This is a genomic window from Pseudomonas sp. RT6P73 (assembly GCF_054897715.1).
In genome coordinates this window covers 6,343,976-6,358,730 of record NZ_JBUBUV010000002.1, presented here as the reverse complement: position 1 = coordinate 6,358,730, position 14,755 = coordinate 6,343,976, and the positions used below count along the sequence as shown (strand labels likewise).

Below are 14,755 nucleotides of genomic sequence, written 5' to 3'. Positions count from 1 at the left end.
AGTTGCATGTCGCCTTGATTACAGCGCTACATGCATAAAGCTTTGCGACTGCGCCAACGTAAACGGACTGAATATTTGCCACGTCTGCTCACGCTGAAACCGGCCTTGGACGAACGCTGCAATCGGCCCGTGCACATCAGTCATCGACACCGGTTCCAGACTGTCCCGGGCAAAGTGCTGCAAGCCGAAGACTTCGTCGACCATCAACCCGGCAAACACTTCGCCGTGTTCCACCACCAACACCCGCCGCTGTTTGCGCAGGGTCGACTGTTCATGACCGAAGAAGCCGCACAAATCCATGATCGGCAGCAATCGTCCGCGCAGGTTGGCCACGCCCTTGACCCAGGGTTTGACGCCCGGCAATTGGGTGAACCGCGGTTCGTGCAAGACTTCGCTGACTTCACCCATGGGCGCGACGTACCAGTGCTCGCCCAGGCGAAAACCGATGCCGCTCCAGCGGTCCTGCCGGGTCGGCTGGGACGGCAGATCCGCCGCCAGCAGACGACAGCGCTGGTCGATCTGCAGCAGCAGTTCGAAAGCCGTCAGCGACTCGGTCATGGCCGCACGATCAACCGGCCAGCACGTTGTTCAGGGTTTTGATCAGCGTCTCTTCGTCGACCGGTTTGGTCAGGTAATCCTTCGCGCCCTGGCGCGTGCCCCAGACCTTGTCGGTTTCCTGATCCTTGGTGGTGATGATGATTACCGGGATGTGCCCGGTGTCCGGGTCTTTGGTCAGCTGGCGGGTCGCCTGGAAACCGTTGAGGCCGGGCATGACGATGTCCATCAGCACGGCGTCTGGTTTTTCCTGGCGGGCCAGGGCCACGCCGTCGGCGCCGTTTTCGGCTTTCAACACTTCATGACCGTGCTTTTCCAGCATGCCGGTCAGTTTGTACATTTCGGTCGGCGAATCATCGACGATCAGAATACGTGCCATGGTCTTCCCCATTCTTGTCGACGCCGGGCCCGCTGGCCGGGCGTCACTGTGCGTGTCCTACTGCGGCAAAACGGCGGCGAAGCCCGGTACATGGGCCTGGATCGCGTTCAGCAGTTCTTCCTTGCTGAAAGGCTTGGTCAAAAACTGGTCGGAGCCGACGATGCGCCCCTTGGCCTTGTCGAACAGCCCGTCCTTGGACGACAGCATAATCACTGGCGTGGACTTGAACGCACTGTGGTTCTTGATCAGCGCGCAGGTCTGATAGCCATCCAGGCGCGGCATCATGATGTCGACAAAGATGATGCCGGGGTGATTGTCGGCAATCTTCGCCAGGGCATCGAAACCATCGATGGCCGTGATGACTTCACAACCCACGTTCTTCAACAGCGTTTCGGCGGTGCGACGAATCGTCTTCGAATCGTCGATCACCATGACCTTCAAGGCGCTGGAATGCTGGTCCATAAATGCTCTGCCGTCGCCTTTGCGAATCAAATTGTCCATTTCCGATAACCGGAGCCTCGAAACCCTTGATGTTTAAGGGCCGGAACGATATGGCAGCCTTTTTAGCACAGTCTCTAAATGCAATCTATCGGGGGACTGGCGCGGTGGTTTTTCCTTGACCGGAAACACACTGGGCGCCAATCTGACGCCACTTTTTCGTGTCCATTCGGACCACCCAAATTCGAGGAAAAACCCATGAGCGTTCGCGTCGGGATTGTCATGGATCCTATTGCCAGCATTTCCTATAAAAAGGATAGCTCGCTGGCCATGCTGCTGGCCGCACAGAAGCGCGGCTGGGAACTGTTCTATATGGAACAGCGCGATTTGTATCAGGGCGAAGGCGAAGCCCGTGCGCGGATGCGTCCGCTGAAAGTCTTCGCCAACCCGGAAAAATGGTTTGAACTGGAAGCCGAGACCGACGCGCTGCTGAGCGATCTGGACGTGATCCTGATGCGCAAGGATCCGCCGTTCGACATGGAGTTCGTCTACTCCACGTACCTGCTGGAGCAAGCCGAGCGCGCTGGCGTGCTGGTGGTCAACAAGCCGCAAAGCCTGCGCGACTGCAACGAAAAACTGTTCGCCACGCTGTTCCCGCAGTGCACGCCGCCGACCGTGGTCAGCCGCCGCGCCGACGTGCTGCGTGAATTCGCCGCCAAGCACGGCGACGTGATCCTCAAGCCGCTGGACGGCATGGGCGGCACCTCGATCTTCCGTCATCGCGCGGGCGATCCGAACCTCTCGGTGATTCTGGAAACCCTGACCGCGCTGGGCACCCAGCAGATCATGGGCCAGGCCTACCTGCCGGCGATCAAGGACGGCGACAAACGCATCCTGATGATCGACGGCGAGCCGGTGGATTACTGCCTGGCGCGGATTCCTGCCGCAGGCGAAACCCGTGGCAACCTCGCCGCCGGTGGCCGTGGCGAAGCCCGTCCGCTGAGCGACAAGGATCGCTGGATCGCCGCTCAGGTTGGTCCGACCCTGCGTGAGAAAGGCCTGTTGTTCGTTGGCCTGGACGTGATCGGCGAGCACCTGACCGAAATCAACGTCACCAGCCCGACCTGCATTCGCGAGATTGATAATGCGTTCGGCACCGACATCGGCGGGATGCTGATGGATGCCATTGAGAAGAAGTTGCAAGTTGCAAGCCACAAGCCGCAAGTTTGAAACACCCGGCATACAGCTTGTCGCTTGAAGCTTGTACCTTGAAGCTAAAAACCAACATTGCGCTATCATGCCGAGCCCATAAAATCGCGATGTTGGTTTTTCCCTCATGACTCTCCCGTCCGATCTGCCCGCTGAACTCGCCCATCGTGGTGTGCGCCCGGCCGATCGCCTCGGATTTACCCTGTTTCTCGCGGCGTTGATTCACCTGGCCTTGCTGTTGGGCGTCGGCTTTACGATGGTCGAACCCAAGCAGATCAGCAAAACCCTGGAAATCACCCTCGCCACCTTCAAAAGCGAAAAAAAGCCTGCGAAAGCGGATTTCCTCGCCCAGGAAAATCAGGAAGGCAGCGGCACCCTGGATAAAAAGGCGATCCCCAAGACCACCGAGGTCGCGCCCTTCCAGGACAACAAGGTGCAGAAAGTCACGCCACCGCCGGCCGCCAAGCCGCCAGTGCCGGAAGCCGCGCCCAAGGCTGCCGTGACCACCGTTGCGCCGAAGCCGAAAAAAGCCCCGGCCAAGAACGAAGAGGTCAAGCCACTCACCAAACCCGCCGTGGCAGCGCCGACGTTCGACACCGAACAGCTGTCCAGCGACATCGCCAGCCTGGAAGCGGAACTGGCCAACGAACAACAGCTGTACGCCAAGCGCCCGCGCATCCACCGCCTGAGCGCTGCCTCGACCATGAAAGACAAGGGCGCCTGGTATAAGGACGAGTGGCGCAAGAAGGTCGAGCGCATCGGTAACCTGAATTACCCCGACGAAGCGCGACGCAAGCAGATCTACGGCAATTTGCGCCTGATGGTCTCGATCAACCGCGACGGCTCGCTGTATGAAGTGCTGGTGCTGGAATCCTCCGGGCAACCGCTGCTGGATCAGGCGGCGCAGCGGATTGTGCGGCTGGCGGCACCGTTTTCACCGTTTACCGGGGATTTGTCGGATATCGATCGCCTGGAAATTATTCGGACCTGGAAATTCGCTCGTGGGGATCGTCTCTCCAGCAACTGACCACCTCCAATTCCCCTGTGGGAGCGAGCCTGCTCGCGATAGCGGCATCACATTCAACATCAAAGCGCCTGAAAGACCGCAATCGCTAGCAGGCTAGCTCCCACAGTTAATCTGTGTTGTTGCTGGCATTTGCGGCAATTCCTGTGCATCCCCAGCTTGTCAGTTCGCCCCTCCAACGCCACACTAGCGCTCATGAAGAACGTCAGCCCCAGCTACCTCAAGCATCACTTCCTGATCGCCATGCCTCACATGGCCGACCCGAACTTTGCGCACACTTTGACCTACATCGTCGAGCACACGGCCAATGGTGCCATGGGGCTGGTGGTCAACCGGCCGCAAGACCTGAATCTGGCCGATATCCTCGAGCAATTGCGCCCCGACATCGAACCGCCCGTGCTCTGCCAGCATGTGCCGATCTTTATCGGCGGCCCGGTCCAGACTGATCGCGGATTTGTTCTGCACCCCTCGGGCAAGACCTTTCAGGCGACCGTTGATCTGGAAGGCGACCTTTCCTTGTCCACCTCCCAGGATGTGCTGTTCGCCATCGCTGACGGTGTCGGTCCGGCCAAAAGCGTGATTGCCCTTGGCTACGCTGGCTGGGAAGCCGGGCAGCTCGAAGCCGAACTGGCGCAGAACGCCTGGCTGACCTGTCCGTTCGACGCCGACATTCTGTTCAATACCAGCAGCGAGCTGCGCCTGGACGCGGCGGCCAAGCACCTCGGGGTCAATCTCAGCCTGCTGACCAGCCAGGCGGGCCACGCCTGATGGCCCTGCGACTTATTCTGGGTTTCGACTACGGCACCAAACAGATCGGCGTTGCGGTGGGCCAGGTGATTACCGGCCAGGCCCGCGAGCTGTGTACCTTGAAAGCGCAAAACGGTGTTCCCGACTGGAACCAGGTCGAAGCCCTCATTAAAGAGTGGAAGCCCGACGCTGTAGTCGTCGGACTGCCGCTGAACATGGACGGCACGCCGAGCGACATGTGCCTGCGCGCGGAGAAATTCGCCCGCCGCCTCAATGGCCGCTACAACCTGCCCTTCTATACCCACGATGAACGCCTGACCACCTTCGAAGCCAAGGGTGAACGGCGTGATCGTGGCGGACAAAAGGGCAGCTACCGCGACAACCCGGTCGACGCCATTGCCGCCGCCCTGCTGCTGCAAGGCTGGCTCGACGAAAACACTGCGCTGTTCGAATCCTGAAGAGCCGTCACGGCGTCTCTCTTAGCTACAACCCGAGCCAAACCTCGCACGCACCGGCTCGGGCCCAAGAAGGAGCAACCATGAGCCTGCCCAATCCCGCCGAACTGATCAGCCAGATGGCGATCCGTCTCAAGGCACATCTGGAACACCGTGGCATCAGCGAACCACGCTACATCGGCATTCGTACCGGCGGCGTCTGGGTCGCCCAGGCGTTGCTCGAAGAATTGGGCAGCGACTCGCCGCTCGGCACCCTGGACGTGTCCTTCTACCGCGACGATTTCAGCCAGAACGGCCTGCACCCGCAAGTGCGCCCGTCCGCCCTGCCGTTCGAAATCGAAGGCCAGCACCTGGTGCTGATCGACGACGTGCTGATGAGCGGTCGGACCATTCGCGCCGCCATGAATGAACTGTTCGACTACGGCCGCCCGGCCAGTGTGACGCTGGTGTGCCTGCTGGACCTGGACGCCGGCGAGCTGCCGATCCGCCCGAACGTGGTCGGCGCGACGCTGGAACTGGCTGCCCACGAGCGAGTGAAGCTGTCCGGCCCGGAACTCAAGCTCGAACTGCAAGACCTCGCCCTTTAATTCGCCCTATTGAGAGTCCCCCTCGCGATGACGCCTCTAGAAACCAAGCGCCCGCTGCAGCTCAATGATCAGGGCCAGCTGCGACACTTCCTCTCGCTCGACGGTCTGCGCCGCGAGCTGCTGACGGAAATCCTCGACACCGCCGACTCGTTCCTCGAAGTTGGCGCCCGAGCAGTGAAGAAAGTCCCGTTGCTGCGCGGCAAAACCGTGTGCAACGTGTTCTTCGAGAACTCCACCCGCACCCGCACCACCTTCGAACTGGCAGCCCAGCGCCTGTCGGCCGACGTGATCACGCTGAACGTGTCGACATCGTCGGCGAGCAAGGGCGAAACCCTGCTCGACACCCTGCGCAACCTTGAAGCCATGGCTGCCGACATGTTCGTCGTGCGTCACGGTGATTCCGGCGCGGCGCACTTCATTGCCGAACATGTCTGCCCGCAAGTGGCGATCATCAACGGCGGCGATGGCCGTCACGCGCACCCGACCCAGGGCATGCTCGACATGCTGACGATTCGTCGACACAAGGGCGGCTTTGAAAACCTCTCGGTGGCCATCGTCGGCGACATCCTGCATTCGCGGGTGGCGCGCTCGAACATGCTGGCGCTGAAAACCCTCGGTTGCCCGGACATCCGCGTGATCGCACCGAAAACCCTGCTGCCGATCGGCATCGAGCAATACGGCGTGAAGGTTTACACCGACATGACCGAAGGCCTGAAAGACGTCGACGTGGTGATCATGCTGCGCCTGCAACGTGAACGCATGACCGGTGGCCTGCTGCCGAGCGAAGGCGAGTTCTACCGCCTGTTCGGCCTGACCACCGCGCGCCTGGCCGGGGCAAAACCGGATTGCATCGTCATGCACCCGGGGCCGATCAACCGTGGGGTGGAAATTGAGTCGGCGGTGGCCGACGGCCCGCACTCGGTGATCCTCAATCAGGTCACCTACGGCATCGCAATTCGTATGGCCGTGTTGTCCATGGCCATGAGCGGGCAGACAGCCCAGCGCCAATTCGAGCAGGAGAACGCCCAGTGAAGCTCAGCATTCTCGGCGCCCGAGTCATTGATCCAGCCACTGGCCTGGATAAAGTGACCGACATTCATATTGAAGCCTGCAAGGTCGTCGCCCTTGGCGCCGCACCCGCCGGTTTTGTGCCCGTCGACACCCTTGACGCCAAAGGCCTGGTGGCCGCCCCTGGGCTGGTTGACCTGAACGTCGCCCTGCGCGAGCCGGGTTACAGCCGCAAAGGCTCGATCGCCAGTGAAACCCGCGCCGCCGCGGCCGGTGGCGTGACCAGCCTGTGCTGCCCACCGAAAACCAAACCGGTGCTGGACACCTCGGCCGTGGCCGAACTGATCCTCGACCGTGCCCGCGAGGCAGGCAACACCAAAGTCTTCCCGATCGGCGCCCTGAGCAAAGGCCTGGAAGGCGAACAACTCGCCGAACTGGTCGCCTTGCGCGATGCCGGCTGCGTGGCTTTCGGTAACGGCCTGGACAGTTTCCGCAACACCCGCACGCTGTGCCGGGCGCTGGAATACGCGGCGACGTTCGACCTGACGGTGATTTTCAACTCTCAGGACCACGACCTGGCCGAAGGTGGCCTTGCCCACGAAGGCCCGACCGCGAGCTTCCTTGGCTTGCCGGGCATTCCGGAAACCGCCGAAACCGTGGCCCTGGCCCGTGACCTGCTGCTGGTCGAGCAAAGTGGCGTACGTGCGCACTTCAGCCAGCTCACCAGCGCTCGCGGTGTGGCCCTGATCGCTCAGGCCCAGGCCCGCGGCTTGCCGGTGACCGCCGATGTGGCGCTCTATCAACTGATTCTGACCGACGAAGCGCTGATCGACTTCAGCAGCCTATATCACGTCCAGCCGCCGCTGCGCACCCGCGCCGACCGCGATGGCTTGCGTGCAGCGGTGAAGTCGGGCGTGATTTCGGCGATTTCCAGCCATCACCAGCCGCACGAACGGGACGCCAAACTGGCGCCGTTTGGCGCGACCGAGCCGGGTATCAGCAGTGTTGAATTGTTGCTGCCGCTGGCAATGACGTTGGTGGAGGATGGTTTGCTGGATCTGCCGACGTTGTTGGCGCGACTCAGCACTGGACCTGCAGAGGCGTTGCGTTTGCCAGCGGGCACGTTGGCGGTAGGTGGGCCGGCGGACATCGTGCTGTTTGATCCGGCGGCTTCGACTGTTGCGGGTGAAAACTGGCTGTCCAAGGGCGAGAACTGCCCGTTCATTGGGCATAGTTTGCCGGGTGTGGTGCGCTACACGTTGGTGGATGGGCGCATCAGCCACCAGGCTTGAGACTGAGTTGTCCCAATCGCTAGCAGGGCTAGCTCCCACAGGGGATTTGTGTTGTTCACAGATCCTGTGTGGGAGCTAGCCGGCTACGGGCGGCGTTCCGACGATGGCTTACTGGAAGGTGCCTCTGTTCTGCGCGTTACGCACGGACACCTGATCATTCAGCGTCCAGAAGTCATACAAAACCCCCAGAAAGAACAACCCGCCTGTCACCAGGTACAGCAATCCGCTGATCCACTTCCCCTGATACATCCGGTGTACGCCGAATACCCCAAGAAACGTCAGCAGAATCCACGCAACGTTGTACTCGATGGGCCCGGCGGTGAAACGCAGGTCCGCTTCACGGTCCATGGCCGGAATCAGGAACAGGTCGATCAGCCAGCCAATGCCGAGCAAACCGAAGGTGAAAAACCAGATCGTCCCGGTCACTGGCTTGCCGTAATAGAAGCGGTGAGCCCCGGTAAAACCAAAAATCCACAGCAGATAGCCGATCATTTTGCTGTGCGTGTCTTGCTGCGGGCCGGCCTGTTGATAGGTGTTCATGAAGGACCTCGATTCACACGATAGATAAATATTCTTGAATTCTTTGTGACTTTTTTACAGGTTGCCGACGTATGGCACATGTTAACGTCGTTTCCGTCAAAGCCTTATACCACCTGACTTCTGTCCGACAATTGCGTCCATTTGCCGCTTATTTGGTTCCGTTGACCACAACTTGAATCGACCAACGGCCTCGGAACGTCAAAAAAAGCTGTTATAAAGTTGCGCGCTAACTTATATGAGCCTTGCCTAATGCGTCCATTTTTCAAGACATGGCTAACCATTTGCCTTTTGATGCCACTGGCCGCCCACGCCACCAATCGTGAGCAACGTCTTCCAAACGTTAATGGTTACACCCAAAAATCCCATGTTTCTGCTCCTTCGAGCAAAAACAAGAAATCCGAAAAACGTGCTCCACAGCTGGTCAGCAAAAGCAGCCTTGTTCCGCCGATGGCGACCAAGGAAAGCAGCAACGTGCTGAGTCGCGCCGTCAACGTCCTCGGTACACCTTACCGTTGGGGCGGCAGCAGCCCAAGTAAAGGGTTCGATTGCAGCGGCCTGGTGAAATACGCGTTCAACGACGCCACGTTCGACCTGCCACGCACGTCCAATGCCATGGCCAGCGGTCATGGCGAGAAAGTCGATCGCAAGGATCTGAAGCCGGGCGACTTGATTTTCTTCAACATCAAGAGCCGTCGAGTCAATCACGTTGCCATCTATCTGGGCAACGACCGCTTTATCCACGCACCGCGTCGTGGCAAGTCGGTGACCATCGACACCTTGAAGAAACCGTATTGGGAAAGCCACTACGTGGTTGCCAAGCGGGTTCTGCCGAAAGAGAAGAACACCCTTCAGGTTGTTCAGCGCTGATTTGAAATCCCCGGCCTGACCCGGGATTTGCTTTGATCGTGAGACCCTCTTCGCGGGCAAGCCTCGCTCCTACAGGTTTCCAGTCAATCGCGATATTGGCGAACGACAAATAACCTGTAGGAGCGAGGCTTGCCCGCGAAGGCGTTTCCGGACCGGTCAAAAATTGTCCGGTGACCGCGCCTTCTCCCGCGCATGCTCCCGGCTGATCAAGCCCTTGGTCACCAACTCCTTCAAGCACATATCCAGCGTCTGCATCCCCAAATTGCCCCCGGTCTGAATCGACGAGTACATCTGCGCCACCTTGTCTTCGCGGATCAGGTTTCGGATCGCCGAGGTGCCGAGCATGATTTCGTGTGCCGCAATGCGTCCGCCGCCGATCTTCTTGATCAGTGTCTGCGACACCACCGCCAGTAGCGACTCGGACAGCATCGAACGCACCATCGACTTTTCGTCCCCCGGAAACACGTCCACCACACGGTCGATGGTCTTCGCCGCTGACGTGGTGTGCAGCGTGCCGAACACCAGGTGACCGGTCTCGGCGGCGGTCAACGCCAGGCGGATGGTCTCCAGATCACGCATCTCCCCCACCAGAATCACGTCCGGGTCTTCCCGCAGCGCCGAGCGCAGGGCCGTGGCGAAGCTGCGGGTATCGCGATGGACTTCGCGCTGGTTGATCAGGCATTTGCGCGATTCGTGGACGAACTCGATCGGGTCTTCGATGGTGAGGATGTGGTGATGGCGATGGTTGTTGAGGTAATCGATCATCGCCGCCAGGGTGGTGGACTTGCCGGAACCGGTGGGGCCCGTCACCAGCACCAGGCCGCGCGGGGCCTCGGTGATCTTGCGAAACACCTCGCCCATGCCGAGGTCGTCCATGCTCAGGACCTTCGACGGAATGGTCCGGAACACCGCGCCCGCACCGCGATTCTGGTTGAAGGCGTTGACCCGGAAACGCGCCACGCCGGGCACTTCGAAGGAAAAATCAGTTTCCAGGTGTTTCTCGAAGTCCACCCGCTGGGTGTCGTTCATGATGTCGTAGATCAGTTCATGCACCTGTTTGTGGTCCAGGGCCGGCAGGTTGATGCGCCGCACATCGCCGTCAACGCGAATCATCGGTGGCAGGCCGGCAGACAGGTGCAGGTCGGACGCGCCCTGTTTAGCGCTGAAGGCCAGCAGCTCAGTGATATCCATAGCGCTCCTCAATTCCAGTAGAATGCCGCCAACCTTCAGACAGCCGGCGCCTCTTGATGTCCACGATAGCAGACAACATTCTCCAGGTTAGTTCGCGTATCCAGGCAGCGACCCAGGCTGCTCACCGCGACGAGCACAGTGTTCAACTGCTCGCCGTGAGCAAGACCAAGCCCGCCGAGGCCCTGCGCGAAGCCTATGCCGCCGGCCTGCATGACTTTGGCGAAAACTATCTGCAAGAAGCCCTGGGCAAACAGCTCGAATTGGCCGACCTGCCCTTGATCTGGCACTTCATCGGCCCCATTCAATCGAACAAGACTCGCGCTATCGCCGAGCACTTCGCCTGGGTGCATTCCGTGGATCGCTTGAAAATTGCACAACGCCTGTCCGAACAACGCCCTGCCGATCTGCCTCCCTTGAACATCTGCATCCAGGTCAACGTCAGCGGTGAAGCCAGCAAGTCCGGCTGCACCCCGGCCGACCTGCCGGCCCTGGCCAAGGCCATCAGCGAATTGCCGCGCATCCAGCTGCGCGGGTTGATGGCGATCCCTGAGCCGACTGAAGATCGCGCCGCCCAGGACGCTGCTTTTGCTGCCGTGCAAAGCCTGCAAGCCAGCCTGAACCTGCCGCTCGACACACTTTCCATGGGCATGAGCCACGACCTCGAGTCGGCCATCGCCATGGGCGCCACCTGGGTCCGTATCGGAACAGCCCTGTTTGGCGCCCGCGACTACAGTCAGCCATGAACCATGGCTGACGCACCTCTCTATAAGGACCTGACATGAGCAAGACTTGTATTGCCTTTATCGGTGCCGGAAACATGGCCGCCAGCCTGATCGGCGGCCTGCGTGCCAAAGGCCTGGACGCCGCACAGATCCGCGCCAGCGATCCGGGCGCCGAAACCCGCGCCAAAGTGCAGGCCGAACACGGCATTGAAGTTTTCGCCGACAACGCCGATGCCATTCAAGACGCAGACGTGGTCGTGCTGGCGGTCAAACCCCAGGCGATGAAAGCCGTGTGCGAAGCGATTCGCCCAAGCTTGAAGCCGAATCAACTGGTGGTCTCGATTGCGGCCGGCATCACCTGCGCCAGCATGAACAACTGGCTCGGCGCCCAGCCGATCGTGCGCTGCATGCCCAACACCCCGGCGCTGTTGCGTCAGGGCGTAAGCGGGTTGTTCGCCACGGCAGAAGTGAATGCTGAACAACGCCAGCAAGCTGAAGAACTTTTGTCGGCCGTCGGCATTGCCCTGTGGCTGAACGAAGAGCAGCAACTGGACGCGGTTACCGCCGTTTCCGGCAGCGGCCCTGCGTACTTCTTTTTGCTGATTGAAGCGATGACCGCCGCCGGCGTGAAGCTCGGCCTGCCAGCGGACATCGCCGCCCAATTGACGGTGCAAACCGCGTTGGGCGCCGCGCACATGGCCGTGGCCAGCGATGTCGACGCCGCAGAATTGCGTCGTCGCGTGACCTCGCCTGCGGGCACCACGGAAGCTGCAATCAAATCGTTCCAGGCCGGCGGCTTCGAAGCGCTGGTCGAAAAAGCACTCGGCGCCGCTGCGCACCGCTCGGCCGAGATGGCTGAGCAACTTGGCCGCTAATCAGCTCTTACAAAGGAATCAATGATGCTTGGACTCAATGACGCTGCCATTTTCATAATTAAAACCCTGGGCAGCCTGTACCTGCTGATCGTACTGATGCGCTTCATCCTGCAACTGGTTCGGGCGAACTTTTACAACCCGCTCTGCCAGTTCATCGTGAAAGCCACTCAACCGCTGCTCAAGCCGCTGCGCCGGGTCATCCCGAGCATGTTCGGACTGGACATGTCGTCACTGGTATTGGCGCTGATCCTGCAGATGCTCCTGATCGCGGTGATCCTGCTGCTCAAAGGCTTCATGGTCGACTGGCTGTTCCTGTTGCCATGGGCGCTGATCGCGCTCTTGTCGCTGTTTTTGAATATTATTTTCTGGGCGATGATCATCAGCGTGATTCTGTCCTGGGTCGCACCGGGCAGCCACAATCCGGGCGCAGAACTGGTCGCGCAGATCACTGAACCGGTACTCGCCCCGTTCCGTCGGATCATTCCGAACCTGGGCGGCCTCGACATCTCGCCGATCTTCGCGTTTATCGTGATCCAGTTGCTGCAAAGCTGGCTGATCCCGCGCCTTGCGTACTACGCCCTGATGCCGCAGGGGCTGCTCGGCCTGATCTGATGAACTACTTTCGCTGGGACGGTGACGATGTGATTCTGGAATGTCACCTGCAACCGGCAGCCCGCAGCGATGATTTCTGCGGGCTGCACGGTGATCGACTGAAGATCCGCCTGACGGCACCGCCGGTTGAAGGCAAGGCCAATGCGTATCTGATGGCGTTTCTGGCGAAGGCGTTTGGGGTTTCAAAGAGTCAGGTGAGTTTGATCAGCGGCGAGCTGAACCGGCAAAAACGTGTGCGGATCTGTTCGCCGAAAAAGCTGCCGGATTTGCCGGATCTGCTGCGTCCAGCAGGATAACCGCGTCATCGTTCTTCGCGGGCAAGCCTCGCTCCTACAGGATTGCGTAACCTTGTAGGAGCGAGGCTTGCCCGCGAATGCCACACCTCGGTCTAACTGAATGAAATCAGGCCCGCCCTTTGCTTGCCGCTAACCCCACCGGTCTTTAGACTTACGCCTCATTTCAACGAGAGCAGGGTCGATGCCAACTGCCTTTCCCGCCGATTCTGTTGGTCTGGTGACGCCGCAAGTGGCGCACTTCAGTGAACCCCTGGCCCTGGCCTGCGGCCGTTCGCTCCCAGCTTATGACCTCATTTACGAAACCTACGGCACGCTGAACGCCACGGCGAGCAACGCCGTGCTGATCTGCCACGCCCTGTCGGGTCACCATCACGCTGCCGGCTTCCACAGCCCCGACGACCGCAAGCCCGGTTGGTGGGACAGCTGCATCGGCCCCGGCAAGCCGATCGACACCCACAAATTCTTCGTGGTCAGCCTGAACAACCTCGGCGGCTGCAACGGCTCGACCGGCCCGAGCAGCGTCAACCCGGAGACCGGCAAGCCCTTCGGCGCCGACTTCCCGGTATTGACCGTGGAAGACTGGGTTCACAGTCAGGCGCACCTGGCTGACCGGATCGGCATCAGCCAATGGGCCGCCGTGATCGGCGGCAGTCTCGGCGGCATGCAGGCGATGCAGTGGAGCATCACTTACCCCGATCGCATTCGGCACTGCCTGGCCATTGCCTCGGCCCCCAAGCTGTCGGCGCAGAACATCGCCTTCAACGAAGTGGCGCGCCAGGCGATCCTCACCGACCCCGAATTCCACGGCGGTTCGTTCCAGGAGGCGGGCGTGATCCCCAAGCGCGGCTTGATGCTGGCGCGGATGGTCGGGCACATCACTTACCTGTCCGATGACTCGATGGGCGAAAAATTCGGCCGTGGCCTCAAGAGTGAAAAGCTCAACTACGACTTCCACAGCGTCGAGTTCCAGGTTGAAAGCTACCTGCGTTATCAGGGCGAAGAGTTCTCCGGGCGTTTCGACGCCAACACGTACCTGCTGATGACCAAGGCGCTGGACTACTTCGACCCGGCGGCCAACTTCGACGATGACCTGGCGAAAACTTTCGCCAATGCCCAGGCCAAGTTCTGCGTGATGTCTTTCACCACCGACTGGCGCTTCTCCCCTGCCCGTTCGCGGGAACTGGTGGACGCGCTGATGGCGGCCAGGAAAGACGTCTGCTACCTCGAGATCGACGCTCCGCAAGGCCACGACGCCTTCCTGATTCCGATCCCGCGCTACTTGCAGGCCTTCAGCAATTACATGAACCGCATTACGTTGTGAGAAAGCCATGAGAGCTGATCTGGAAATCATCCAGGAATGGATCCCCGCCGGCAGCCGCGTGCTCGACCTCGGTTGCGGTGACGGCGAGCTGCTGACCTGGCTGCGCGATAACAAGCAAGTCACCGGTTACGGCCTGGAAAACGACCCGGACAATATCGCCGAGTGCGTGGCCAAAGGCATCAACGTCATCGAGCAGGATTTGGACAAGGGCCTGGGCAACTTCGCCAGCAACAGCTTCGACGTTGTGGTCATGACCCAGGCGCTGCAAGCGGTGCACTACCCGGACAAGATCCTCGACGAAATGCTGCGGGTCGGCCGCCAGTGCATCATCACCTTCCCCAACTTCGGTCACTGGCGCTGCCGCTGGTACCTGGCGAGCAAGGGCCGGATGCCCGTATCCGATTTTCTCCCGTACACCTGGTACAACACGCCGAACATCCACTTCTGCACCTTCGAAGACTTTGAAGCGTTGTGCCGCGAACGTGAAGCGAAGGTCATTGATCGCCTTGCCGTGGATCAACAGCATCGGCACGGGTGGGCCAGTAAGCTATGGCCTAATCTATTAGGTGAAATCGGTATTTACCGCGTCAGCAGCCCAGGGTTGCAGGATCACAAAATCGCGGTCTGAACCACGACA

General features: G+C 60.2%; 19 protein-coding genes. 14 read left to right on the top strand and 5 right to left on the bottom strand.

Translation table 11 applies throughout. The annotated features are described in order from the left end of the window. Positions 1-18: 18 nt before the first annotated feature. From ACYZT6_RS29270 to pilG, 3 genes are read right to left on the bottom strand one after another with little or no spacing between them, the layout of a single operon-like run. Complete coding sequence (locus tag ACYZT6_RS29270; protein ID WP_462029650.1) at positions 19-558, bottom strand: chemotaxis protein CheW; 540 nt, start codon at positions 556-558, stop codon at positions 19-21. Positions 559-568: 10 nt separating this feature from the next. Then, positions 569-934 carry a twitching motility response regulator PilH gene (gene pilH / locus ACYZT6_RS29265; protein WP_027926574.1) on the bottom strand — a complete coding sequence of 122 codons (366 nt, stop codon included), beginning with the start codon at positions 932-934 and terminating at the stop codon, positions 569-571. Between the two features lie 57 nt (positions 935-991). Further along, entirely contained in the window at positions 992-1,396 is a 405-nt protein-coding gene (pilG, locus tag ACYZT6_RS29260) for a twitching motility response regulator PilG (RefSeq protein ID WP_219095115.1), read from the bottom strand. Positions 1,397-1,630: 234 nt separating this feature from the next. Here pilG and gshB point away from each other — a divergent pair, with 234 nt between their 5' ends. The 7 genes from gshB to ACYZT6_RS29225 all read left to right on the top strand — a co-directional run bounded on the left by gshB (position 1,631) and on the right by ACYZT6_RS29225 (position 7,694). Beyond that, a complete protein-coding gene (gshB, locus tag ACYZT6_RS29255; RefSeq protein ID WP_462029649.1) occupies positions 1,631-2,602 on the top strand; it encodes a glutathione synthase in 972 nt (323 codons plus the stop codon). Positions 2,603-2,708: 106 nt separating this feature from the next. Continuing rightward, entirely contained in the window at positions 2,709-3,608 is a 900-nt protein-coding gene (locus ACYZT6_RS29250) for an energy transducer TonB (RefSeq protein WP_462029648.1), read from the top strand. Positions 3,609-3,800: 192 nt separating this feature from the next. Further along, positions 3,801-4,373 carry a YqgE/AlgH family protein gene (locus ACYZT6_RS29245; RefSeq protein WP_077747229.1) on the top strand — a complete coding sequence of 191 codons (573 nt, stop codon included), beginning with the start codon at positions 3,801-3,803 and terminating at the stop codon, positions 4,371-4,373. Then, the gene (gene ruvX / locus ACYZT6_RS29240) at positions 4,373-4,810 is read left to right on the top strand and encodes a Holliday junction resolvase RuvX (protein ID WP_003195067.1); all 438 of its coding nucleotides are present in this window, start codon (positions 4,373-4,375) and stop codon (positions 4,808-4,810) included. Before ACYZT6_RS29245 ends, ruvX begins: the two co-directional genes overlap by 1 nt. 80 nt (positions 4,811-4,890) lie before the next feature. Continuing rightward, on the top strand, positions 4,891-5,394 hold the full coding sequence (gene pyrR, locus ACYZT6_RS29235; protein ID WP_462029647.1) for a bifunctional pyr operon transcriptional regulator/uracil phosphoribosyltransferase PyrR: 504 nt from the start codon (positions 4,891-4,893) through the stop codon (positions 5,392-5,394). 27 nt (positions 5,395-5,421) lie between these two features. Then, entirely contained in the window at positions 5,422-6,426 is a 1,005-nt protein-coding gene (locus ACYZT6_RS29230) for an aspartate carbamoyltransferase catalytic subunit (RefSeq protein WP_007897943.1), read from the top strand. Then, positions 6,423-7,694 (top strand): dihydroorotase, encoded by a 1,272-nt coding sequence (locus ACYZT6_RS29225; RefSeq protein ID WP_462029646.1) that lies wholly within the window; start codon positions 6,423-6,425, stop codon positions 7,692-7,694. Before ACYZT6_RS29230 ends, ACYZT6_RS29225 begins: the two co-directional genes overlap by 4 nt. A 108-nt stretch (positions 7,695-7,802) precedes the next feature. Here ACYZT6_RS29225 and ACYZT6_RS29220 read toward each other — a convergent pair whose 3' ends face one another. Then, positions 7,803-8,234, bottom strand: a complete 432-nt coding sequence (locus tag ACYZT6_RS29220) for an NINE protein (RefSeq protein WP_131060571.1) — start codon at positions 8,232-8,234, stop codon at positions 7,803-7,805. Between the two features lie 249 nt (positions 8,235-8,483). Here ACYZT6_RS29220 and ACYZT6_RS29215 point away from each other — a divergent pair, with 249 nt between their 5' ends. Beyond that, positions 8,484-9,101: a C40 family peptidase gene (locus ACYZT6_RS29215; RefSeq protein WP_461956131.1), complete on the top strand. Its 618-nt coding sequence runs from the start codon at positions 8,484-8,486 to the stop codon at positions 9,099-9,101. A 156-nt stretch (positions 9,102-9,257) separates the two neighbouring features. On the opposite strand, the gene ACYZT6_RS29210 is transcribed toward ACYZT6_RS29215, so the two are convergent. After that, entirely contained in the window at positions 9,258-10,292 is a 1,035-nt protein-coding gene (locus ACYZT6_RS29210; protein WP_461977523.1) for a type IV pilus twitching motility protein PilT, read from the bottom strand. Between the two features lie 56 nt (positions 10,293-10,348). Between ACYZT6_RS29210 and ACYZT6_RS29205 the strand changes: the two genes are divergently transcribed. From ACYZT6_RS29205 to metW, 6 genes are all read left to right on the top strand, one after another. Beyond that, complete coding sequence (locus tag ACYZT6_RS29205) at positions 10,349-11,035, top strand: YggS family pyridoxal phosphate-dependent enzyme (RefSeq protein ID WP_462029645.1); 687 nt, start codon at positions 10,349-10,351, stop codon at positions 11,033-11,035. A gap of 35 nt (positions 11,036-11,070) precedes the next feature. After that, on the top strand, positions 11,071-11,889 hold the full coding sequence (gene proC / locus ACYZT6_RS29200) for a pyrroline-5-carboxylate reductase (RefSeq protein WP_462029644.1): 819 nt from the start codon (positions 11,071-11,073) through the stop codon (positions 11,887-11,889). A gap of 24 nt (positions 11,890-11,913) precedes the next feature. Then, entirely contained in the window at positions 11,914-12,501 is a 588-nt protein-coding gene (locus ACYZT6_RS29195) for a YggT family protein (protein WP_462029643.1), read from the top strand. After that, positions 12,501-12,797 carry a DUF167 domain-containing protein gene (locus ACYZT6_RS29190; RefSeq protein WP_462029642.1) on the top strand — a complete coding sequence of 99 codons (297 nt, stop codon included), beginning with the start codon at positions 12,501-12,503 and terminating at the stop codon, positions 12,795-12,797. Before ACYZT6_RS29195 ends, ACYZT6_RS29190 begins: the two co-directional genes overlap by 1 nt. 181 nt (positions 12,798-12,978) lie before the next feature. Then, positions 12,979-14,118 carry a homoserine O-succinyltransferase MetX gene (gene metX, locus ACYZT6_RS29185; RefSeq protein WP_462029641.1) on the top strand — a complete coding sequence of 380 codons (1,140 nt, stop codon included), beginning with the start codon at positions 12,979-12,981 and terminating at the stop codon, positions 14,116-14,118. 7 nt (positions 14,119-14,125) lie between these two features. Then, entirely contained in the window at positions 14,126-14,746 is a 621-nt protein-coding gene (gene metW / locus ACYZT6_RS29180; RefSeq protein WP_462029640.1) for a methionine biosynthesis protein MetW, read from the top strand. The last annotated feature ends 9 nt before the right edge of the window (positions 14,747-14,755 follow it).